At 52.8% G+C, this 21109-nt stretch carries 21 protein-coding genes; all 21 read left to right on the plus strand.

Features of this window, described 5'->3' with window-relative positions; translation table 11 throughout:
• The first annotated feature begins 14 nt into the window (after positions 1-14).
• The 21 genes from ACYQ2N_RS18995 to ACYQ2N_RS19095 all read left to right on the plus strand — a co-directional run bounded on the left by ACYQ2N_RS18995 (position 15) and on the right by ACYQ2N_RS19095 (position 20900).
• On the plus strand, positions 15-770 hold the full coding sequence (locus ACYQ2N_RS18995; protein WP_460000985.1) for an SDH family Clp fold serine proteinase: 756 nt from the start codon (positions 15-17) through the stop codon (positions 768-770).
• Between the two features lie 227 nt (positions 771-997).
• Complete coding sequence (gene tatA, locus ACYQ2N_RS19000) at positions 998-1198, plus strand: twin-arginine translocase TatA/TatE family subunit (protein WP_460000986.1); 201 nt, start codon at positions 998-1000, stop codon at positions 1196-1198.
• A gap of 178 nt (positions 1199-1376) precedes the next feature.
• The gene (locus ACYQ2N_RS19005; RefSeq protein WP_460000987.1) at positions 1377-1601 is read left to right on the plus strand and encodes a MoaD/ThiS family protein; all 225 of its coding nucleotides are present in this window, start codon (positions 1377-1379) and stop codon (positions 1599-1601) included.
• Positions 1602-1603: 2 nt separating this feature from the next.
• Positions 1604-2293: a HesA/MoeB/ThiF family protein gene (locus ACYQ2N_RS19010; protein ID WP_460000988.1), complete on the plus strand. Its 690-nt coding sequence runs from the start codon at positions 1604-1606 to the stop codon at positions 2291-2293.
• A gap of 60 nt (positions 2294-2353) precedes the next feature.
• On the plus strand, positions 2354-3595 hold the full coding sequence (locus tag ACYQ2N_RS19015) for a molybdopterin molybdotransferase MoeA (protein WP_460000989.1): 1242 nt from the start codon (positions 2354-2356) through the stop codon (positions 3593-3595).
• Positions 3596-3615: 20 nt separating this feature from the next.
• Positions 3616-5523, plus strand: a complete 1908-nt coding sequence (locus ACYQ2N_RS19020) for a molybdopterin biosynthesis protein (protein WP_460000990.1) — start codon at positions 3616-3618, stop codon at positions 5521-5523.
• A 231-nt stretch (positions 5524-5754) separates the two neighbouring features.
• On the plus strand, positions 5755-6657 hold the full coding sequence (locus tag ACYQ2N_RS19025; RefSeq protein WP_460000991.1) for a respiratory nitrate reductase subunit gamma: 903 nt from the start codon (positions 5755-5757) through the stop codon (positions 6655-6657).
• Between the two features lie 22 nt (positions 6658-6679).
• Complete coding sequence (gene dsrK, locus ACYQ2N_RS19030) at positions 6680-8290, plus strand: sulfate reduction electron transfer complex DsrMKJOP subunit DsrK (RefSeq protein WP_460000992.1); 1611 nt, start codon at positions 6680-6682, stop codon at positions 8288-8290.
• A 73-nt stretch (positions 8291-8363) separates the two neighbouring features.
• Positions 8364-10043, plus strand: coding sequence for an FAD-dependent oxidoreductase (locus ACYQ2N_RS19035; RefSeq protein WP_460000993.1), 1680 nt, complete (start codon positions 8364-8366; stop codon positions 10041-10043).
• A gap of 122 nt (positions 10044-10165) precedes the next feature.
• A complete protein-coding gene (locus ACYQ2N_RS19040; RefSeq protein ID WP_460000994.1) occupies positions 10166-10354 on the plus strand; it encodes a 4Fe-4S binding protein in 189 nt (62 codons plus the stop codon).
• Positions 10355-10400: 46 nt separating this feature from the next.
• Positions 10401-11588, plus strand: coding sequence for a dissimilatory-type sulfite reductase subunit alpha (gene dsrA / locus ACYQ2N_RS19045; protein WP_460000995.1), 1188 nt, complete (start codon positions 10401-10403; stop codon positions 11586-11588).
• Between the two features lie 42 nt (positions 11589-11630).
• Positions 11631-12689, plus strand: coding sequence for a dissimilatory-type sulfite reductase subunit beta (dsrB, locus tag ACYQ2N_RS19050; RefSeq protein WP_460000996.1), 1059 nt, complete (start codon positions 11631-11633; stop codon positions 12687-12689).
• A 29-nt stretch (positions 12690-12718) separates the two neighbouring features.
• Positions 12719-12943, plus strand: a complete 225-nt coding sequence (locus ACYQ2N_RS19055; RefSeq protein WP_460000997.1) for a hypothetical protein — start codon at positions 12719-12721, stop codon at positions 12941-12943.
• A 135-nt stretch (positions 12944-13078) separates the two neighbouring features.
• Entirely contained in the window at positions 13079-13582 is a 504-nt protein-coding gene (locus ACYQ2N_RS19060) for an RsbRD N-terminal domain-containing protein (RefSeq protein WP_460000998.1), read from the plus strand.
• A 65-nt stretch (positions 13583-13647) separates the two neighbouring features.
• Positions 13648-14637 carry a sulfate reduction electron transfer complex DsrMKJOP subunit DsrM gene (gene dsrM / locus ACYQ2N_RS19065; protein WP_460000999.1) on the plus strand — a complete coding sequence of 330 codons (990 nt, stop codon included), beginning with the start codon at positions 13648-13650 and terminating at the stop codon, positions 14635-14637.
• A 6-nt stretch (positions 14638-14643) separates the two neighbouring features.
• Positions 14644-16254, plus strand: coding sequence for a sulfate reduction electron transfer complex DsrMKJOP subunit DsrK (gene dsrK, locus ACYQ2N_RS19070; RefSeq protein ID WP_460001000.1), 1611 nt, complete (start codon positions 14644-14646; stop codon positions 16252-16254).
• Entirely contained in the window at positions 16254-16649 is a 396-nt protein-coding gene (gene dsrJ, locus ACYQ2N_RS19075; protein ID WP_460001001.1) for a sulfate reduction electron transfer complex DsrMKJOP subunit DsrJ, read from the plus strand. The genes dsrK (ACYQ2N_RS19070) and dsrJ overlap by 1 nt, the downstream gene beginning before the upstream one ends.
• Positions 16646-17443, plus strand: a complete 798-nt coding sequence (dsrO, locus tag ACYQ2N_RS19080) for a sulfate reduction electron transfer complex DsrMKJOP subunit DsrO (RefSeq protein ID WP_460001002.1) — start codon at positions 16646-16648, stop codon at positions 17441-17443. Before dsrJ ends, dsrO begins: the two co-directional genes overlap by 4 nt.
• Positions 17436-18605, plus strand: coding sequence for a sulfate reduction electron transfer complex DsrMKJOP subunit DsrP (gene dsrP, locus ACYQ2N_RS19085; RefSeq protein WP_460001003.1), 1170 nt, complete (start codon positions 17436-17438; stop codon positions 18603-18605). Before dsrO ends, dsrP begins: the two co-directional genes overlap by 8 nt.
• Positions 18606-18905: 300 nt before the next feature.
• Positions 18906-19220 carry a TusE/DsrC/DsvC family sulfur relay protein gene (locus ACYQ2N_RS19090; protein ID WP_460001004.1) on the plus strand — a complete coding sequence of 105 codons (315 nt, stop codon included), beginning with the start codon at positions 18906-18908 and terminating at the stop codon, positions 19218-19220.
• 72 nt (positions 19221-19292) lie between these two features.
• On the plus strand, positions 19293-20900 hold the full coding sequence (locus tag ACYQ2N_RS19095) for a cobyrinic acid a,c-diamide synthase CobB (RefSeq protein WP_460001005.1): 1608 nt from the start codon (positions 19293-19295) through the stop codon (positions 20898-20900).
• Positions 20901-21109: the final 209 nt, after the last annotated feature.

The following is a 21109-nucleotide window of genomic DNA, read 5'->3' on the forward strand; positions in this document are numbered from 1 at the left end:
TGGGAGGGAATCGGGTGAATGCCGAGGACAGGTTTACTTTACTGGAACGGTTAGAGCAATTGCGCGACTCCAAGGTTTTAGTCTACTTTTCTTATACTCCGCTTGATGACCGGATTTTGGTTCCCCTCTACCAACAGCTTAAGGAGATCGGCCCTACGCGCAAAATAGACTTAGTCTTGCATAGCTTTGGCGGGGCAGTAGACACCCCGTTTAAGGTGGTATCTCTCGTCCGCGAATTCTGCCAGGAATTCGCCGTAATTGTTCCTTTTGTAGCCAAATCTGCCGCTTCCATGCTGGTGCTCGGCGCAGATGAGGTTGTAATGGGTCCATTGTCTGAGCTTGGCCCCATCGACCCTTTAGTGAAACACCCGGTTTATAAAGATCTGTGGGTTCCAGTTCAGGCGGTAAGGTATTGTCTGGAGTATTTGCAGCGCTCGATTAGCAACAGCCCTGACTCGGAAGTCGCGACTTCAATAAGCACGCCTATTCTCGACAAGCTTGATCCTTGGCTTATCGGAGACTATGAAAAGACATTAAAAGCTTCCCGACAGTATGCAGAAGCTTTGCTTTCCCGCTATATGCTAAAAGACTCTCCGGAAAAGGTTCCGGTTGTAACGGAAGCTTTAACGGAGGGCTATTTTTCTCATGGCTATCCGATCGGAAGAAGAGAAGCCCAGGAATTGGGCCTTAATGTCATCGAAGCCGACGATGAATTGTGGAGTGTGATTTGGCAGCTTTATCTGGGGTATGAGGAACTGTTCGACAAATAGAATGTGCAAGAGGTAATGGACGGGATGCAGTCAGTTAGTGCTTGTATCCCGTCAAGCATTAATTTCCAGAGCAGTTTTAGAAAAAGATGTTGCAAGTTGGTCCAAGTTAGGATAGGATAAACATAGTGAAATATCTAACTAGCTTATTTCTTTAGAAAATAGGTTTTCTTGCATTGGACAGTAGAGGAAAAGATATGTTATATTGATGACAGTGGAGGTGGACGAAAATGCTTACGACTTTTGGATTTGTAAGCCCTACAGTTGCGGTTATTCTATTGGTGATTGCCTTAGTTATTTTCGGACCGGGTAAATTGCCTGATCTGGGTAAAGCTTTAGGTAAAGGAATCAAAGAGTTCAAATCAGCTACTGATGGAGAAAGTACTACTAGGGAAGAGATAAAAACTGCGAAAGACGATAACAAAGAGTAATTTTGCCCTCAATACAATTATTGATTCGATAAGATAAGGCCCTTCTGGCAAAAGTTAAAGAGGGGTCTTTTTTGTTTTGTGGCAGTGGGTTTCTGTTTTAAGAGGTTTGGTTTTCTTTCCTATGTTTGCTATACTGGATATAAGTTCAGAGTTTTCCCAAATGAGATGGAGGAATAAAATGCGCGTTTTAATTAAGCTGTTTGCCACGTTCCGGGAGGGACGTTTTAAATCCGAAGAATGGGAACTCCCACCGGGAACCACGGTCACGGAGGTCTTAGTCAAGCTTAATGTAAAGCCGGAGGAGGTTTCGATCCAGCTCGTTAACGGGCGGGATGCTGCCGCCGGACAAATTCTTGAGGATGGAGACGTCATTGCTCTTTTTCCTCCGGTAGGAGGGGGATAAGGATGAGCAGCTTTCCGGAGCGTTACCGCCGTAATGCCCAAACAATCTCGCCCGCAAGCCAGGATAAGCTTAAAGCTTCTACGGTCGCGGTTATTGGCTGTGGGGGTTTGGGGGGCTATATCGCCGAAGAACTGGCCAGGCTTGGGGTCGGGCACCTCATCTTGATTGACGGGGATAAGGTCGAAGCCAGTAATCTTAACCGCCAGCTCTTCGCTACGGAGAAGGCAGTGGGAACGCCTAAGGTTGAAGCAGCGCGTGCCCGCTTGCAGGAAGTGAATTCTGAGGTCAAGCTGGATCTTTTTCAGGATTGGTTCAAGGAAGAGAAAGCACAGACCCTTTTAGCGGGCGCGGACTTAGTGTGTGATGCTTTGGACTCCATTTCTGCGCGCCTGGAGTTGGAGCGGAGCTGCCACACCCTGAATCTGCCCTTGGTTTTTGCCGGAATTGCAGGTTGGTACGGGCTGGTAGGGGTAAGTTTCCCCGGAGATCGAAGTATGGCTCACTTGTTCGGTCAGGGTGAACGGGGAGTAGAAACAGTTCTGGGGAATCCTCCTTTTACACCGGCAGTAGTGGCAAGCTTGGCCGTTGCTGAAGCAGTCAAGGTTCTGACCGGAAAAGAGTCTGTATTAAGAAAAGCCTGGCTCCAAATAGATCTGCTCGCAATGGAGTTTGAGAAATTTACTATTGAGTAAATAAAAGTTTTAATAAAAAACTTGAGAATAAGTTGTACTAAATAAGAGGGGTTACACAAAATGGGACAGAAGGACGAATTGTTTGCCGTTAGAACGCTGGAGGAGGCTTTCGGCATGCTTAAACCGTATGCTGAACCTTTCTTTGCCCGCACTGAAACAGTGTCTTTGCTTAAGAGCTTGGGCCGCTTGGTGAGTGCGGACATTCCTGCATCCTCCCCCTTGCCCCATTTCCGCAAATCCACGGTCGATGGACTGGCTGTGAGGGCAGCAGATACGTTTGGGGCGAGTGAGAGCCTACCGTCACTGGTGCAAGCGGAGGGTGAAGTTCATATGGGTCAGGCTCCTGCCCAAGAAGTGGGGCGCGGACAAGGAATGCTTATTCCGACCGGCGGGATGCTTCCTGCGGGTACAGATGCTGTGGTCATGGTCGAACATCTTGATGACTTTGACGGTGGGCTCTACGGGGTAACCAAGCCGGTAGCACCGGGTGAGAACATTATCGATATCGGGGAAGACCTCGAGACCGGGGAGGTGATCCTTGAGCGCTATACCAAGATTCGACCGCAGGAAATGGGGCTCTTAGCAGCGCAGGGAATATCTGAGGTGCCGGTGATAAAACGCCTCAAGGTCGGAATTCTTTCCACAGGGGATGAGATTGTCCCTCCGGAGCGTAAGCCAATGTCTGCCCAGACCAGGGATATAAATGGATATACTCTCTACGGGCAAGCCCAGGCTGCCGGGGCTATCGTCAAGTATTACGGAATTGTCGGGGATGACCCCTCTGAGATGAAAGCGCGCTTAGACCAGATGCTTGCGGAAAATGACATGGTCTTGCTCTCGGGCGGCAGTTCTGTCGGGGCGCGCGATCTCACGGCCCAACTAATCGACGAACTGGGGCGGCCGGGCCTTTTATTTCACGGGCTGGCTTTACGCCCGGGAAAACCGACTATTGGCGGAGTGGTTAAGGACAAGCTTATTTTTGGGCTTCCCGGCCATCCGGCATCAGCGATGGTGGTTTTTGCAGAGATAATTGAACCCTGGCTGAATGGGAGTTGGCTGCGCCAGGAGCAACGGCCTTTGCCTGAGGCAGCACTGTCGCAAAATCTCTATTCCGGAAGCGGGAGGGAAGAGTTTGTACGGGTGCGACTGGCAGAGCGGGAAGGACAATGGATAGCTGAGCCGGTGCGCGGCAAGTCCGGTTTAATCCGTACGATGGTTTTGGCAGATGCTCTCGTTCATGTGCCCCTGGAAGCAGAAGGGTTGCAGGCAGGGGAAAAGGTTAAGATTCAGCTTTTGCGCTAGAATTGCTAGAGGTGGGTGCGATGGAGAAAGGAATTTACTTAAATAATAAAGCTTGGCAAGAAGCTTTGGATATGATGTTTAATAGCCTTCAGGATAAATGCGGACCGGTCAATGAAAGGGTGGATGTGCGTCAGGCTCTAGGGCGGGTCACCGGGCAGACGGTGCATGCCCGCCGCAGTTCTCCCCACTACCCGGCCGCTGCCATGGACGGGTATGCTATCCGGGCTAAAAATACTTTCGGGATCTCGGAACGACAGCCGCATTGGCTCAAGTTCGGCGGAGAAACGGTCCAGGTTGACACCGGAGATGCGATGCCAGCCGGGATGGACGCGGTTATAATGCTCGAAGAAGTGCTGGAAGAAAACGGGGAAGGAATATTGGTGCAGAGCCCAGTTGCCCCGGGCGAGAATGTGCGCCCGGTTGGGGAAGATATTGTGGCCGGAGAAGTAATTCTTCCGGTTAATCACCGCATCCGCCCGCAAGACCAGGGTGCCTTGCTCGCCTCTGGGGTACTAAAGGTGGAAGTGCGTAAGAAGCCGCAAGTAGGGATATTACCCACCGGAGATGAAATACGTTCGCCGGAGAGTGATTTGGGCCCCGGTGATATCGCAGATAGTAATTCTACTGTTTTGGCTTCATTGGTAGAGGAATGGGGTGGGACAAGCAAGGTTTGGCCCATTACCCCGGATAAGCAGGATGAATTGGAAGAAGTCTTGTTAGAGATGGCATCATCTCAGGATATCCTGGTATTTATTGCGGGTTCGTCCCAGGGACGGGATGATTATACCGCCCGCATTATCGAAAAGTACGGGAAGCTTTTGATTCATGGAGTAGCAATTAAGCCCGGTAAGCCTGTTATTCTGGGAGAAATAAAGGGAAAACCGGCGATCGGAATTCCGGGTTATCCTGTCTCAGCTTATGTCACAGCGCGTCTGTTTCTCGAACCGTGGGTCAAGTATTTGCTGGGGCTCAGCACAGACTCGGCGCTTACGGTGGAAGCAGTACTTACGAAGAAGCTCTATTCCAGCTTAGGTTTGGAAGAGTTTGTGCGCGTGAAAATCGGGAAAGTGGGACAGCGCTGGGTGGCTGCTCCGATCAGCCGCGGTGCGGGGGTTACCATGAGCTTAGTGCGGGCTGATGGGTTTATCCGCATCCCGCGCCTTGAGGAAGGGTTCCACGATGGAGAGGCAGTTAAAGTCGAGCTCTTGCGACCACTCTCAGAGCTTGAACATACTTTGGTCGGGATTGGATCCCATGATTTAACCCTGGATTTGCTCACCAGCCATTTGCGATTACACAGAGGGGGCGGGGCAGTAGCTTCCGCCCACGTAGGGAGTTTGGCAGGTTTGCTGGCATTGCGCAAGCAGGAAGCTCATTTTGCGGGCGTGCATTTGCTAGATCCCGCTACCGGGGAATATAACCGCTCTTACCTGGCACGGTTTCTTCCCGGACAGGATGTCAGGCTCCTGAACCTGGTTTACCGTACTCAAGGCCTGATTGTTCCCACAGGGAATCCGCGCAGCCTCAAGGAGCTCGCTGATCTGGCCCGTGAAGGGATCCGGTTTGTCAACCGCCAGGGAGGATCGGGTACCCGGGTTTTGCTGGATTACCTGTTAGAGAAACAGGGCATTGATAAAGAACAGATTAACGGGTACGAATGGGAGGAGTTCACGCATTTAGGGGTTGCGGTAGCAGTGGCCTCCGGCGCTGCGGACGCAGGGCTTGGGATTCAGAGCGCTGCTGCTACTTTGGGCCTGGATTTCATCCCGATCGGGGAAGAACGCTATGACTTGGCCATCCCAGCTGCGTACCTGGAGGATGAACGCATCCAGAACATGCTCGCAGTGATCAGGAGTAGGGAGTTTCAGGAGGATGTCCTGGCCTTGGGCGGGTATGATGTGCGCGACACAGGGAAGTTTATGGAGTGATAGACCTTTATGAAAAGGACTGTTCTGACTTTGGTCAGGGCAGTCCTTAATTTTTAACTCACATGTAACAGTTCCTCGGAACCATCGAATTTCCGTATTGCATAATCGGGAATCTATATTTTACAGGAGTTGTGCATGGGTGTTTAATAGGGGTGAACTTAGTGCTAATGAATACAAGTGCATTAATCCTGAGTGCAGGCAAAGAATCTCAATGCCAAGGAGGCGGTATCGATGTTATGGATTTTCTATGGTTCGGCCTTGTTGTTTTTGGTGTTATCCGGATACAAGGCCTATGTGTTTGCCAAAATGCCGCTGCATGGAAGAATGGAGCTTTACCCGGTTCCGAAGGAAAAGGGGAAAAGTGAATACGGCGGCTCCTATTTTGAAGAAGTGGAATGGTGGCGCAAACCCCGGGAGTTATCTGGCACTGGCGAATTGAAAGATATGTTAAAAGAGATGCTCTTTATCAAGAAGCTCTTCCAGAATCAACGGTCTCTGTGGTGGGTGTCATATGCCCTGCATCTGGGGATTTATTTTTTGGCAGCCTGGACGGTTCTGCTCATCATCGGGGCGCTCAGCGGCTTGGCCGGTATGCCGATTAGCGCCGGGGGCAGACTCCTTCCTGGAGCGTGGCCTGCTTTTCTTTATTATTTAACGGCGCTATGCGGCAATCTGGGTTTTGCCTGTGCAACCTTCGGCGCCGCGGCCTTGCTTTGGCGGCGGGCCTTTGACCCTGTTTTACGCAAGTATACGACACCGCAGGAATATTTTAATCTCCTGCTGCTTTTGGCGGCTCTGGTCAGCGGCCTGATTGTTTGGCTTCCTGATCTTTTTTATCAGGAGGCACGGACGGTGATGGCGGATTTCTTGAGTCTTACGCCACCCCAAGCGACAGGAGCCTTGACCCTGCATGTCATCCTGGTGGGCTTTATGTTCATTTATATTCCGCTCAGCAAAATGAGTCATTATGTAGGGAAATACTTTACCTTCCACAAAGTTCTCTGGGAAAATGATCCCAATCTGCCGGGTAGCGAGATCGAGAAAAAAGTACAAGCTGCGCTCGGGTACAAACCGGGCCACGCGTGGTCGGCGCCGCATGTGCAGACGGTTCGTCCACAAAATCAGGATAGGTGATGAGGGAAAGGGGGGGTTGACCATGCACGATGCGAAAACCTTAAAACCAAGCGATCTAGGACGGCAGGAGGAACAATTGATCGTTGTCGATACTTTGATGCCTTTGTTGCCACCGTATGATCAGCCGGGGATGGAGCGTTCGTTTGGCGAAGTTAAAGGAGCCTGGCGAGAAAAATACTGCACGTCCCTGGATGGGTTTGTCGGGATCGATACGTTGCAGCGGCCTAAGACAAAGGAAGAAGAAAAGGAGTTTGTGCAGAAATTTTTAAACGGGCTGGAAAAGATTCTATCGGATGCCAACAATGGGATGCTGCAGCCACTCTTGTTGTCGTTAGAGTATTGTGCTAAATGCAACACGTGTTCTGAAGCCTGCCATGTTTTTCAGGCCTCCGGCGGGAACGAACTTTACCGACCGATTTTTCGTTCAGAGGCTCTGAGGAAAATGATCAAGAAGTATTTTACCCCCAGCGGGCGGCTTTTGGGTCGCTTTGTCGGGGCAGACATCGAGGTTAACTGGGAGAGCATCGCTCGCCTGGGGGAATTGGCTTACCGCTGCAATCTGTGTCGGCGGTGCGCGCAGACCTGTCCCTTGGGTCTGGACAATTCAATCTTTGCCAAGGAGATCCGTAAGATTTTCAGCCAGGAGCTGGGGATCGCCCCCAGTCCCCTGCATGCCAAGGGTTCCATGATTCAATTGAAAACAGGGTCTTCCACAGGGATTACTAGACCAGCCTTTCTGGACATGCTGGAATTCCTGGAAGAGGATATCGAAGAGAAAACAGGCAAGAAAATCAAGTTTCCCCTGGACAAGAAAGGGGCGGATATCCTCCTCATTCATAATGCCGGGGAGTTTGTGGCCTGGCCGGAGAATCCGGCTGCTTTTGCGATTCTCTTTGAAGAGGCAGGGTTGAATTGGACGCTGAGTACGGAACTCATGGGTTATGACAGTGTGAACTACGGGATTTGGTATGACGATACGCAAGCAAAGAAGATTGCCTTGCAGCAATTCCAAACGGCTAAGCATCTGGGCGTCCGCCGTATCGTCATGGGTGAATGCGGGCATGCGCATAAAGCGGCTGCTGTAACAGCTGACCGCATGGCGGTCGGGGAAGACAAGATCCCCGTGGAGAGCTTCCTACCACTTCTGTGGGATTTGGTGCGCACGGGCAGGCTAAAGTTTGATCCGCAGAAAAACAACTTTCCCGTAACCCTGCACGATCCCTGCAATGTGGTGCGCCAGATGGGCATCGTCCAACCGCAGCGCCATATTCTCAAGCAGATCTGCCCGCAGTTTTGGGAGATGACGCCGCATGGGGTTGATAATTACTGTTGTGGCGGCGGCAGCGGTTTTGCCATCATGAACTCTTTAAATTTTGGTCAGTTTCGGGACAAAGTGAGCGGACGCCTGAAGTTCAATCAGATCTTAGGTGCTTTTCAAGATACCATCGCGGATCCCAGCATTCCGAAGTACGTCTGTGCCCCCTGTTCCAATTGCAAAGGCACGATCCGGGAACTCTTGGAGTTTTACAAGACGACGGAAAAATTCAATGTCCATTACGGCGGGTTGGTGGAACTTATGGTGAATGCTTTGCCCGATTTGGAAAAGCCTTATTTGGAGTTTCTGCAAGCGTGAAGGACGAGTGGTAAAGTTCCAACGTAGTACCTTAGAAAAGGAGAAAGAAAAGGAGAAAGAAGGGTAATTCGCGATGAAAGTCGTGATTATTGGGGGTGTGGCGACAGGGCCTAAAACCGCGGCCCGTCTGCGTCGACTCCAACCTGAGGCGGAGATCACGGTGGTCGAGGAAGGGGAACTCATCTCTTACGGTGGGTGTGGGCTTCCGCTGTATCTGAGCAACCTCGTGCCGCAGTTGGATGATTTGCGTACAACGGCTTTTGGTTTGGTGCGCGATCCCTTGTATTTTCGCGAACACAAGGATATCGAGATTTTGAACCATACCAGAGTTCTAGCTATCGAGCGGGAGAAAAAAGAGGTGTTAGTCAGAGATCTTGTGACAGGACAGGAAAGACGCTTGCCTTACGACGTTTTGGTTTTGGCGACGGGAGCCCAACCCGTGCTGCCGCCGCTGCCTGGCCGGGATTTGCGGGGGGTGTCTGTCCTGCACCACCCAGAAGACGCCAGGCAGCTGAAAGACGGGTTGCGGCAGAGAAACGTGCGGCGGGCCACCGTCATTGGGGCCGGACTCATCGGGCTGGAGGCGGCGGATGCCTTGGCTGCGCAGCGGATCCAGGTAAGTGTTTGCGAGTTACAAGGACAAGTGTTGGCGAAGGTTTTTGATCGCGACATGGCCAAGCTTTTGGAGTCCCATATGGTGCGCCGAGGGATTGATTTGCGTCTAAATTGTCGGGTTCAGGCCCTGGAGGGGGATGAGCACGGGAAGGTCTGCGCCGTATTGACGGATCAGGGGCGGATCGAAACGGAGCTTGTCATTCTGGCGACTGGCGTTATGCCGCGTGTAGAATTGGCACGGGAGGCTGGACTAAGCCTCGGTGTGACCGGTGCCATTCAAGTGGATAGCCGGCAGAGGACTAGCGATCCCTGGATCTACGCCGGAGGAGACTGTGCCGAACAGAAGCATCTTCTGTCTGGTAAACCCGTCTATGTCCCTCTGGCTTCGACCGGAAACAAACAGGGGCGGATTATTGCTGACCAAATTGCTGGCCTGGAGGCGGTTTTTCAGGGCGTTCTGGGAACATCTGTGTTGCAGGCCTTTGAATGGAATATGGGTCGAACGGGTTTGGGGGAGGAGGAGGCAAAAGACTCAGGTTTCGAGATCATCACAGGCTTGATCAATGGCCATGATGCGACCCATTACCATCCATTTCATGCCAGCCTAACGTTGAAACTGGTGGCTGATCGTTCGGGGCGACTGTTGGGTGCTCAAGTCCTCGGACCGGGTGAAGGCATCAAGCGTTTAGATGTTTTGACGACACTGATTCAGTTTGGCGGATCCCTGGAAGATGTCATGGGTCTGGATCTCGGGTATGCTCCTCCTTTTGCCACAGCAATGGATGTCGTCATCCATGCGGCTAACACGTTGGAAAACAAGCGGCGCAAGCGGGTGTCGGGAATCCAGGCTCAGGAGCTTCGGCAGCGGCTCGGAGCTGAAAAAGGGATCTGTCTTTTGGATGTTCGGGAGCGGGAGGAAGTTGAAAATCTTCCGATCAAAATCCAGGGCGTTCTCTGGATTCCTCTGGGGGAACTACGCCAACGTTGGCGGGAGATTCCGGCGGATGCTGAAGTGGTCGCGGTCTGTGAACGGGGAATTCGTGGGTATGAAGCCGCTTGCTTTCTCCAAGGCCAAGGTTTTTCGGAGCCAGCTTATCTTGAAGGCGGAATGGCGGTATGGGCTGCCTATCAGGAATAAACGAACCATGAGGTTTTCAGATTGTGCAATCGGGATTCTATATTTTACAGGTTGAGCGATAGGGTGTTAAATAGAGGTAGATTGAGAAAGAAAGTGCAAGAACATGAATGGGGGTGTTGTGGATGTACATTGTCAGCATCGATGAAGAACTCTGTTCCGGGTGCAACGCGTGCACGTCAGGATGTCCGGCACGGCTACTCAAATTCAACGGGGAGAAGACCGAAGTTGCGGGTGAGGCGACGGAATGTATGGGTTGTGAGAGCTGTATCACGGTCTGTCCGACGGGAGCGGTAACGATCCAGGAACTCTAGCTGAGATCCGGTAGGATAAAAAATAAGCGAAAATGGAGGGTGTGCCATGACGGAGAAAAAAACGCCACAGCTGGATGAGCTGGAAAAGGGACCCTGGCCCAGCTTTGTCAGCGAAATCAAGAAGGCCGCTGTCAAAAGCGAGGCCGCGAAAGATCTGCTGAATCTGCTGGAACGCTCGTACGAAGACAAGAAAGGGCACTGGAAACATGGGGGAATCGTCGGGGTCAAAGGATATGGCGGGGGAGTCATCGGTCGCTATACGGATTTGCCGGGGGAATTCCCCCATGTCGCGGAATTTCATACGATGCGCTTGAATCAACCCAGCGGCTGGTTTTATACCACGGATAAATTGCGCCAAATTTGTGACATTTGGGAGAAACATGGGAGTGGCTTGACGAACTTCCATGGTTCTACCGGAGACATTATTTTGCTGGGAACGAAGACAGAGCACTTGCAGCCGGCTTTTGACGAGTACAGCGATGCCGGGTTTGACCTGGGAGGCTCCGGCTCGGATTTGCGCACCCCAAGCTGCTGTGTGGGGCCAGGCCGCTGTGAACACGCCTGTTATGACACCTTGGATATGTGTTATGACATCACCAACGAATTTCAGGATGAGTTGCACCGTCCGATGTGGCCTTATAAGTTCAAAATCAAGATGTCGGGCTGTGCGAATGATTGTGTCGCCGCGATCGCCCGGGCTGACTGTTCGGTCATTGGCACCTGGAGAGACACCTTGTCGATTGATCAGGATGCGATCAAGGCCTATGCCGCAGAAGGGCTTGACATTCAAGGCATGGTCTGTGACAAGTGCCCGACGCGGGCTCTCAAGTATGATGCCGCAAAACAGGAACTACATGTCATACCGGAAGATTGCTCGCGCTGTATGCACTGCATCAACGTGTTGCCCAAAGCGGTACAACCGGGTCAGGAAAAGGGTGCCACTATCCTCCTGGGTGGGAAATCCACGATCGTGCAATCTGCCTTTCTCTCCTGGGTGATCGTGCCCTTTATGAAGATGGAAGCTCCCTATACGGAGTTTAAGGATTTGATGCGGCGCATTTGGGAATGGTGGGATGAGAATGGCAAGACGCGCGAACGGGTGGGCGAACTGATTTACCGGGTCGGTATGGGCCGATTCCTGCGGGAAGTCGGACTCCCGCCGGTACCGCAAATGGTCTTCAGGCCGCGGGCCAATCCTTATGTTTTCTGGCCACAGGATGAAATCGAGAAATAGATAAGATAAATAGATCAGATTGTAGGAAAGGTGGAGTCCATAATGTCCAGAATTGATGCCGGTCCTCCTAACTATCGTGAGATGCTCCCGCCGATTATTTTGCAAAATTACGGAAAATGGCAATATCATGAACTTCCTCAGCCCGGTGTTTTAAAACACGTCAGCGAAAACGGCTCGGAACTCTACAGTGTGCGCGTGGGCTCGCCGCGTCTGGTGAGTATTGATTTCATCCGCGAGATCTGTGATTTGGCCGATACCTACTGTGACGGCTATTTGCGCTTTACCAGCCGGAACAATATTGAGTTCCTGGTCGGGGATCCGGCCAAAGTTGCCCCCCTGCTCCAAGCCCTGGAAGACAAAGGGCTGCCGGTCGGGGGAACAGGCAACGCCCTCAGCAATATTGTGCATACGCAAGGCTGGGTGCACTGCCATACGCCGGCTACCGATGCCTCCGGCATTGTCAAGGCGGTCATGGATGACTTGTTCGAGCATTTTGGCCACATGGACTTACCCGCCAAGCTGAAGATTGCCATGGCCTGCTGCCTCAACATGTGCGGAGCGGTGCACTGCAGTGACATTGCGATTCTCGGCGTGCATAGGACGCCTCCGCGGGTCAACGATGAGATCATCCAGAAAGGAACTGAGATCCCGACCTTGGTCGGTGCCTGTCCGACGGGGGCGATTCGTCCGAATCCCAAGACCAAGAGTGTGGTCGTCAACGAAGACCGCTGTATGTATTGCGGGAACTGCTACACGATGTCTCCGGGTATGCAAATATTGGATGAGAAGAATGATGGTGTGGCGATCCTCGTGGGCGGCAAGGTGTCCAACGCCCGGACAGCTCCGAGCTTTTCCCGTTTGGTCATCCCGTTTATGCCCAATAATCCGCCGCGCTGGCCGGAAGTGACCGAGGCGGTGCATCATATCGTGGATGTCTGGATGAAGTATGCTCGGCGCGGAGAGCGCGTCGGCGAGTGGATTGAGCGCATTGGCTGGGAGAAATTCTTTGGCCTGACCGGGCTACCTTTCAGCGACAAGCTGATCGACGACTTTATCTTCTCCAAGGAGACGTTTAGGACGACGGCAGCCTTTAAGTACTAAGATGGGATAAGATTAAATAAGGGGGTGCCATGCCGATGCAAGGGACAGCCAACCCTGAAATCAAAGCCAAGATCCTGGCTTACCTGGAAACCGTTGAGAAGGCCAAGAGCAAAGAGATCGCTCAGGCTATCGGGGAAAAGAAGGCGGATGTCGACCTGGGCGTCAAGGAACTGGCCCTGGAAGATAAAGTGGAGTATCTCTACATCACGACAACCTTTGTCGCCTTGAAGGGCAAGGTCGGGGAACCGAAGTGAATACTGACGAACTCAGCGTGCCGAAGAGCGTGGGTCAACGGCGTTGGCTCACGCCGTCGGTGCCGGAGCTGGGGAACTTAGATAAGTTGGGCATGTGTCAGGCAGTGTCGGGCATGAGTTGGAGGAGCTGAGAAGATGGCACAAGTAGGAAGCCCTCTCAAGGAAATGGGAAGCCTTCTCAAGGAAAAAGAAGAGCGAATCTTGGCTAGGTGGCAGAGTGTCCTCTTAGGGAGTTATCCAGAGAGTGCAGCGAGATTCTTTCAAAACAAGGACGCCCGTTTTACAAACCCAGTGGCCTACGCCTTAGAAGCAGGCATTCATGAGGTTTGGAACGGGCTCTTGGAGGGGAAAACACCCCAGGAGCTCGCCCAAGCACTGGATCCCCTGATGCGCCTGAGAGCGACGCAGGAACTGAGTCCCAGCCAGGCCGTAGGATTTATTCTCAAGTTAAAGGGGATCCTGCAAGAGGAAATGTCCACTGTAGGCCAATCGGCTCCAGAGGCTGCGGCACTCTTTTCTCTGGAGGAGCGGATTGACGCTCTGGCCTTGCTGGCCTTTGATGGGTACGTTCGTTGTCGGGAGCAGATTTTCGAACTTCGGGTCAGAGAACTGCGCCTGACGCATCAGGCTAAAGACTAAAAGGCACGTCGATAGCCAATCTGGAAGATGTGGGAAGCATGTGGGCTTGGAGAGAGGTGAGGGAGTTGAAGATTCTATACCCTTTGTTGGGTGTATTAGCCCTCGTTTTACTCGCGTACGCGGGAGTTGCGGGTGCGCATCTGAATGTTCTTTTTGGGGTGGTTGTTCCCTATCTGGCGTTTTTGCTGTTTCTGGTCGGATTCATGGTTAGGGTGATCACGTGGGGCCGGTCTCCTGTTCCCTTTCGGATCCTGACGACCTGCGGGCAACAGAAATCCTTGCCTTGGATTAAACAGAATCGGCTTGAGAATCCGTCCTCTGCTCTGGGCGTTGTCGGTCGGATGGCTTTGGAAGTCCTTCTGTTTCGCTCCCTTTTTCGCAATCTGAAGACAGAGAAGCGGGGAGATCGCTTAGCTTATGGTTCCGCCAAGTGGTTGTGGCTGGGAGGGCTGGTCTTTCACTGGTCTTTCCTCATCATCGTGTTGCGGCATCTCAGGCTATTCATGGAGCCGGTGCCGGTGTTGATCACGCAGTTGGGTGACTTAGATAGCTTTCTCCAAATCGGAGTTCCTCTCTTGTATATCACAGATGGACTCATTTTGGCGGCCTTAACCTACCTCTTTTTCCGCCGGGTGCTCGTGCCGCAGATTCGCTACATTTCCCTGCCGGCAGACTATTTTCCCCTGTTTTTGCTCCTAGGGATCGCCGCCAGCGGCGTGCTGATGCGCTATGTGTGGAAAGTGGATATTGTGGAGGTGAAGGCGTTAACCATGAGTTTGGTCACGCTGAGGCCGGAAGTACCACTCGCGATCGGAGCCATCTTTTACATTCATCTCTTCCTGGTGAGTGCTCTGTTCGCCTACTTTCCGCTCAGCAAGCTGATGCATATGGGAGGGGTGTTCCTGAGCCCGACGCGCAACATGATCAACAACAGCCGTAGCGTTCGGCATATCAATCCCTGGAATTATCCGGTGCAGGTACACGCTTATGAGGCGTACGAAGCGGAGTTCCGGGCGAAGATGAAGAAGGCCGGGCTACCGCTGGAAACGGAGTGACGGGGTATGGCTAAAAAGGTGAAGCCGGAAGAATTACTGCAGTATGACTTTAAGCCGCCAAGGCAGGAATGGGTGGACACTCCAGTGGAGTTAAAGCCGGGCACATTTTGTTGGGGTGCGAAGGGGAAAAATCTGCAGACCGTGGGGTTCCCCAATGCCCGTGACTGGTCGCCCACCGAGGAGGACTGGAAACTACCGGAGGACTGGCAGGAAACGATCCTGGAGGGGATCGCGGATCGACTGAAAAAATATCGTTCTTTTCGCCTGTTTTTGGATGTCTGTGTGCGCTGCGGGGCTTGCGCGGATAAGTGTCACTTCTACATGGGCTCAGGGGATCCGAAGAATATGCCGGTATTGCGGGCAGAACTTCTCCGTTCGGTTTACCGCCGCTATTTTACCACACCGGGAAAACTCTTGGGCCGATGGGCTGGGGCTAGGGAACTCACGCCAGACGTGCTCAAAGAGTGGTGGTACTACTTCTTCCAGTGCACGGAGTGCCGCCGCTGTTCGGTCTTCTGTCCTTACGGGATCGACCAGGCCGAGATGACCATGATGGGCCGCGAACTCCTCAATTTGCTGGGACTCAATACGGATTGGATCGCCGGCCCCGTAGCTAACTGTTACATGAAGGGAAACCATGTGGGGCTCGAGCCGCAGACGATCACCAGCAACATCGAATTCATGGTGGAAGACATCGAGACGGTTACGGGTATTCAAATCGAGCCCAGCTTTAACCGCAAAGGGGCAGAAATCCTGTTTGTGGCACCATCGGGGGACTTCTTCGCCGAACCGGGTACGTACACGTTTATGGGCTATTTGATGCTTTTTGAGGAATTAGGGTTGGACTATACCCTAAGCACGTATGCTTCCGAGGGCGGGAATTTTGGCTTTTTTACTTCTAATGAGATAGCAAAGCGGCTGAACAGCAAGATCTATGCTGAGGCTAAACGCCTCGGGGTGAAGTGGATTCTCGGCGGGGAATGCGGGCACATGTGGCGGGTGGTTCATCAGTATATGGACACCTGGAACGGTCCGGCGGATTTCTTGGAAGAGCCGGTATCGCCTATCACGGGAACCAAATTTGAAAATGCTAAGTCCGCCAAGATGGTGCACATTGCGGAGTTTACGGCGGATTTGATCCAGCATAATAAGCTGAAATTGGATAAAAGCCGCAATGATCACTTGAGGGTCACCTTCCACGATTCCTGTAATACGGCACGGGGCATGGGGATTTTGGAAGAGCCGCGCTATATCATTCGGAACGTCTGTAATCATTTTTATGAGATGCCGGAAGAGACAATCCGGGAGAAGACGCTCTGCTGTGGGAGCGGATCAGGGCTTAACGCCGGAGAGAACCTGGAACTCCGTTTGCGGGGTGGGTTCCCACGGGCTAACGCTGTGCGCTATGTCCGGGAAAAATACGGAGTGAACATGCTGGCTAACATCTGTGCGGTGGACCGGGCCGCCATGCCGACGCTCATGGATTATTGGGTTCCGGGCGTCGGTGTGACTGGGGTACACGAGCTTGTGGCCAATGCTTTGGTCATGAAAGGGGAAAAGGAGCGGACGACGGATCTGCGCGGGATGCCTTTACTTGGAAAGGACGGTGAGGCCTGATGTATAAGGGAGGAAGGATCATCGCTGGGCTCCTACTTTTTGCCTGCCTGGCGCTAATGCCATTTCTTATTAACATTGGGAAGGCAGCGGCCAAGCCGAGCCCGCAAGTGAATACACCCTTCATTCAACAGCTAACAACTCAGACCTGTGTGGAGTCGGCTGCGTTTATGAAAACAGAGCATATGCAACTCTTAAATCAATGGCGGGACGCGGCGCTACGCGACGGTAAAACGGTGTATGTCAACAGTCAGGGACAGTCGTTCCCGATTAGCCTGGAAAACAGCTGCCTTAAATGTCACTCCAACCCACAGCAGTTTTGCAACACCTGTCATACGTATGCCGCTGTAAAGCCCTACTGTTGGGACTGCCATAATCAGGGAGGGACCAGCCAATGAGTGTGACGCGCAGGAGATTTTTAAAGCTGGGCCTTACGACCTTGGCGGGGATCGGCGGCGTTATGGCCCTGGATGGGTTCTGGAGAGGAAGTGCGGAGGCCTCCGATGTTTTAACGGACCAAAAGGCCTTGAAAGCCAAGCACTGGGCCATGGTGATCGATTCAGACCGCTTAAAATCGGCGGAGAATGTTCAGCGGATGATCGATGCTTGCCATCGGACCCACAATGTGCCCGACTTTGGCAACAGCAAAGATGAGATCAAGTGGATGGGGACTGAGACGTATGAACATGCTTTCCCAGGGCAGGAGAATGGTTATCTCAATGAGGGCATCAAAGAGAAACTTTTCCCGGTGCTGTGTAATCATTGTGAGAATCCGGCTTGTGTGCGGGTTTGTCCGACCCAGGCTACGTTTAAGCGCCCGGATGGGATCGTAGCCATGGATTACCACCGCTGCATCGGCTGTCGCTTTTGCATGGCAGCTTGCGCGTTCGGAGCCAGAAGCTTTAATTTCCGGGATCCCCGGCCCTTTATCAAGCAGGTGAATCCGGATTTTCCCACTCGCACCAAAGGGGTTGTGGAGAAGTGCAATTTCTGCGTGGAGAGGCTGGAGAAGGGGCTTCCACCCGCCTGTGTTGAGGCAAGCAACGGGGCCTTAATCTTTGGGGATCTGGATGATCCCAATTCGGAAGTGCGCCAAGTTTTAGCTACGCATTACAGCATCCGGCGTAAACCGGAATTGGGTACAGAACCCAGCGTTTACTATCTCATCGGTGGGGGGGAAGAGCATGCTTGAGAAAGCTCTAAGCGGAAGCCGAAGGTATTGGGCCTGGGTCGCGGTTCTATTGGCATTGATTGCTGTCGGGTTCAGTACCTACTTGAAGCAATATCATGAGGGGCTAGGGATCACGGGCATGAGCCGGGATGTGTCCTGGGGGTTATATATCGCTCAGTTCACCTTTCTGGTGGGGGTTGCGGCCTCGGCCGTGATGGTTGCCATTCCCTACTATCTGCACAACTACAAGAAGTTCGGTAAGATTGTGATTTTAGGGGAGTTTCTGGCGGTCGCCTCTGTGGTCATGTGTGTCTTGTTCATCTTCGTGGATTTGGGTCAACCGGTGCGCGTGCTGAACGTGTTGCTCCATCCGACGCCCCATTCCGTGATGTTTTGGGACATGATCGTGCTGAGCGGATATCTTCTGCTCAACCTCATCATCGGCTGGACTTCCCTGGGGGCGGAACGCAAGGGATTTCCTCCTCCGTCATGGGTTAAACCGCTGATCTATATCGCCATACCGTGGGCGGTCAGCATTCATACGGTGACAGCGTTTTTGTATGCCGGATTGCCTGGGAGAAGCCATTGGCTTACGGCGATCATGGCGGCACGCTTTCTGGCTTCGGCTTTTGCTGCCGGTCCTGCACTCCTCGTCATCCTCTGCCTGTTGCTGAGACGCTTGAGTACCTTTGACGCGGGGAGCGAAAGCATCCAGGCTTTGGCAAAAATCGTGGCCTATGCCATGAGTGCGAATGTATTTTTCTTCCTGCTGGAGGTGTTCACTGCCTTTTACAGCCATATACCTGAGCACATGGCTCCCATTCGCTATCTGTTCTTCGGGCTGGACGGACATCAGGGGCTGGTTGGGTTTATGTGGAGCGCCGCCATTCTCGCCTTTGTGGGTATTGGGCTTCTGATTAACCCGTCCACGCGCAAGAATGAGAGGGTATTGCCTTTCGCTTTGGCGGCGGTGTTTATCGCGGCCTGGATCGACAAGGGTCTGGGGCTTATCGTTGGCGGATTTATTCCTAATCCGATGGGTCGAATCACTGAGTATGCGCCGACTTTTCCGGAAATATGGATCACGCTCGGCGTTTACAGTATCGGATTGTTGGTTTTAACCGTTCTCTATAAGGTCGCGATTGCCGTGCGGGAGGAGGAATCTCTGGCAGCGCACGGATAATCCCGAATAAGCCGAAGTCGGTTGCTGTAGGAGCCGGATAATCCGGCGCCGGCAGTAAGAGTCAGCTGTAAAAGCTAGCCACGGAAGCTGAAGAAGTTGCCGAGGAAGTTGAGGAAGTTGAGGAAGTTGAGGAAACTGAGGAAACTGAGGAAACTGAGGAAACTGAGGAAACTGAGGAAACTGAGGAAACTGAGGAAACTGAGGAAACTGAGGAAACTGAGGGAATTGGGTTATTGATCGAGTGATGCTGTTGAACCGCTATGGTTCAAATAGATTATCTGAACAAAGGAGGAGATCCGTATGGCAGAAATTGTGGTTGGGACGCTCACTCTGGCTCTGGATGAAGATGGTTTTCTTGAGAATGCGGACGAATGGAATGAAGAGGTGGCTTTGGCGTTGGCAGCCACTGAGGAGGTCGTCCTTACGGAGGAACACTGGGAGCTTATCAATTATCTGCGCAATTATTATGCAGAATACAATGTGGCGCCCATGGTTCGCAAATTAGTCAAGGACAGCGGCAAGAGTCTGCAAGAGATCTATGCGCTATTTCCGAGCGGCCCTGGGAAAGGAGCCTGCAAAATCGCCGGGCTGCCCAAACCGACAGGGTGCGTCTAAGCCCACGGGGGGGCTCCCCCCTTTTACAGGGAGTCGACGGAAAGCACTGAGTAGGGAAGGGGTGTGGGGTCGATGCTGGGGACTGGGGAGAAGGATCGACTGCAGAGCTTCCAGGGCGAAGGGTCAGGGCATGTTCCCCGGATCATCATAGGAGCCCCCCAGGGGCGCAGTGGAAAGACGACCGTAACGCTCGGGCTCTTGCGGGCCTTGAACCGGCTGGGCGTCGCCGTGCAACCCTTTAAGAAGGGTCCTGACTATATCGATCCAAGTTGGCATCGGGCTGCGGCAGGGCGGGATTGCCGGAACTTGGACTCCTACTTTATGAGCCCGGAGCAAATCCGCTCTTCTCTGCTCAAGGCGTCCCAGGGCAGCGCTTTAACGGTCATCGAGGGTGCCATGGGATTATTTGACGGGATCGATCTGGCAGGCAGTACTTCGACGGCGGAAATCGCGAAAATCACGATGTCCCCGGTGATCCTGGTCGTCGATGCCACCCGCATGACCCGGAGTGTGGCGGCCTTGGTCAACGGGTATCAAACCTTCGATCCGGAAATCAGCGTGGTCGGGATAATCTTGAACAAGGTGGCAAGGGCGCGTCAGGAGAAGTTGATGCGCGAGGCCATCGAAATGTTTTGCGGTCTCCCGGTGCTGGGGGCACTGCCCAAAGAGGCTTCCGTGAGCATACCGGATCGCCACCTGGGTCTCGTCACACGGGAGGAAATGGTGGAAGCCGTGTCGCTCCTGGATCGATTGGCCGATCTTATCGAGAAACATGTGGATCTCGCCGCGGTGCGCGCCCTGGCGGAAACAGCGCCGGAATTGCCTGCAACCGCACAGACCGTCGCTGCAGAGACCACCGCCGCACACAAAGTCGCCGCACTCAAGAGTATCCCAGATAACGATGAGATGACAGCATATGGTGCTGTGTTCGGGGAAAGGGGTGTTGTCGGGAACCACGGTCGATGGTCTTTAAGTGATTTAGGGAGTATGACGCCCCGGCAAGGTTTTCCGGTGCGGATCGGGGTCTTGCGAGATCGGGTGTTCAACTTCTACTATCCCGAAAATTTGCAGGCCTTGAGGCATTCTGGCGCTGAGGTGCTCGTGATCAACAGTCTAACAGATGTTTGCTTGCCTGAGGATTTGGATGGTTTATATATTGGTGGAGGATTTCCGGAAGTGTTTGCGGCGGAACTGGAAAGCAACAGACGCTTGCGTGAAGCTATTCACGCCGCCACCGAAGCGGGGCTTCCGGTTTATGCGGAATGCGGAGGGTTGATGTACTTGGGCCGGAGCCTCCGGGTGAATGGACGAACCTTCACAATGGTCGGCGCTCTGCCGCTGGATACCGTGATGGAGGCGAAGCCGCAGGGGCATGGTTACACCAGCATGGAGGTTTTAGAGGATAATCCCTGGTTTAGCGGCGCGCCAAGCCTGCGGGGGCACGAATTTCATCATTCCCGGATTGTGAACCTTGACCCCGAAGTCAGGTTTGGGCTGCGTGTGGAGCGGGGTTTTGGCATCGACGGGGAGCATGACGGGATCTTGTATCGGGGAATCTATGCGGCCTACAATCACATTCATGTGTTTAGTTGTCCCACTTGGGCATCATCATTCGTGAATCTGGCTGGAGCGTATCATCAAGTAAGGTGGGGGAACAAGAAACGGGCTGCTGGAGAATAAATGGGTTTTGGGGAAAGGGGGGAGGCAATAACGAAACGGTTATACGCCATAAAGAATTTAACGGAAGGGGGAAAGAACGATTGAGCAGATGGGGGCTGAAGGAGAGGTGAGTTTAAGAAAGGGGGAAGGAAAAGCAAGATCTAGGTAATATTGTGAAAGAACTATTTTTCTTAAAAGCATAGTTTTAATAAGTTGTGCGACGGAATATA

Source organism: Paradesulfitobacterium aromaticivorans, from assembly GCF_054657415.1.

Coding starts and splice junctions, on each gene's coding strand:
- ACYQ2N_RS19025 (WP_460000991.1), top strand. CDS start 5,755: ATGTTATGGATTTTCTATGGTTCGGCCTTGTTGTTTTTGGTGTTATCC.
- ACYQ2N_RS19040 (WP_460000994.1), top strand. CDS start 10,166: ATGTACATTGTCAGCATCGATGAAGAACTCTGTTCCGGGTGCAACGCG.
- ACYQ2N_RS19090 (WP_460001004.1), top strand. CDS start 18,906: ATGGCAGAAATTGTGGTTGGGACGCTCACTCTGGCTCTGGATGAAGAT.
- ACYQ2N_RS19005 (WP_460000987.1), top strand. CDS start 1,377: ATGCGCGTTTTAATTAAGCTGTTTGCCACGTTCCGGGAGGGACGTTTT.
- dsrP (WP_460001003.1), top strand. CDS start 17,436: ATGCTTGAGAAAGCTCTAAGCGGAAGCCGAAGGTATTGGGCCTGGGTC.
- dsrJ (WP_460001001.1), top strand. CDS start 16,254: ATGTATAAGGGAGGAAGGATCATCGCTGGGCTCCTACTTTTTGCCTGC.
- dsrB (WP_460000996.1), top strand. CDS start 11,631: ATGTCCAGAATTGATGCCGGTCCTCCTAACTATCGTGAGATGCTCCCG.
- ACYQ2N_RS19010 (WP_460000988.1), top strand. CDS start 1,604: ATGAGCAGCTTTCCGGAGCGTTACCGCCGTAATGCCCAAACAATCTCG.
- dsrO (WP_460001002.1), top strand. CDS start 16,646: ATGAGTGTGACGCGCAGGAGATTTTTAAAGCTGGGCCTTACGACCTTG.
- ACYQ2N_RS19060 (WP_460000998.1), top strand. CDS start 13,079: ATGGCACAAGTAGGAAGCCCTCTCAAGGAAATGGGAAGCCTTCTCAAG.
- dsrK (WP_460000992.1), top strand. CDS start 6,680: ATGCACGATGCGAAAACCTTAAAACCAAGCGATCTAGGACGGCAGGAG.
- dsrA (WP_460000995.1), top strand. CDS start 10,401: ATGACGGAGAAAAAAACGCCACAGCTGGATGAGCTGGAAAAGGGACCC.
- ACYQ2N_RS19020 (WP_460000990.1), top strand. CDS start 3,616: ATGGAGAAAGGAATTTACTTAAATAATAAAGCTTGGCAAGAAGCTTTG.
- ACYQ2N_RS19035 (WP_460000993.1), top strand. CDS start 8,364: ATGAAAGTCGTGATTATTGGGGGTGTGGCGACAGGGCCTAAAACCGCG.
- dsrK (WP_460001000.1), top strand. CDS start 14,644: ATGGCTAAAAAGGTGAAGCCGGAAGAATTACTGCAGTATGACTTTAAG.
- ACYQ2N_RS19055 (WP_460000997.1), top strand. CDS start 12,719: ATGCCGATGCAAGGGACAGCCAACCCTGAAATCAAAGCCAAGATCCTG.
- ACYQ2N_RS19095 (WP_460001005.1), top strand. CDS start 19,293: ATGCTGGGGACTGGGGAGAAGGATCGACTGCAGAGCTTCCAGGGCGAA.
- tatA (WP_460000986.1), top strand. CDS start 998: ATGCTTACGACTTTTGGATTTGTAAGCCCTACAGTTGCGGTTATTCTA.
- ACYQ2N_RS19015 (WP_460000989.1), top strand. CDS start 2,354: ATGGGACAGAAGGACGAATTGTTTGCCGTTAGAACGCTGGAGGAGGCT.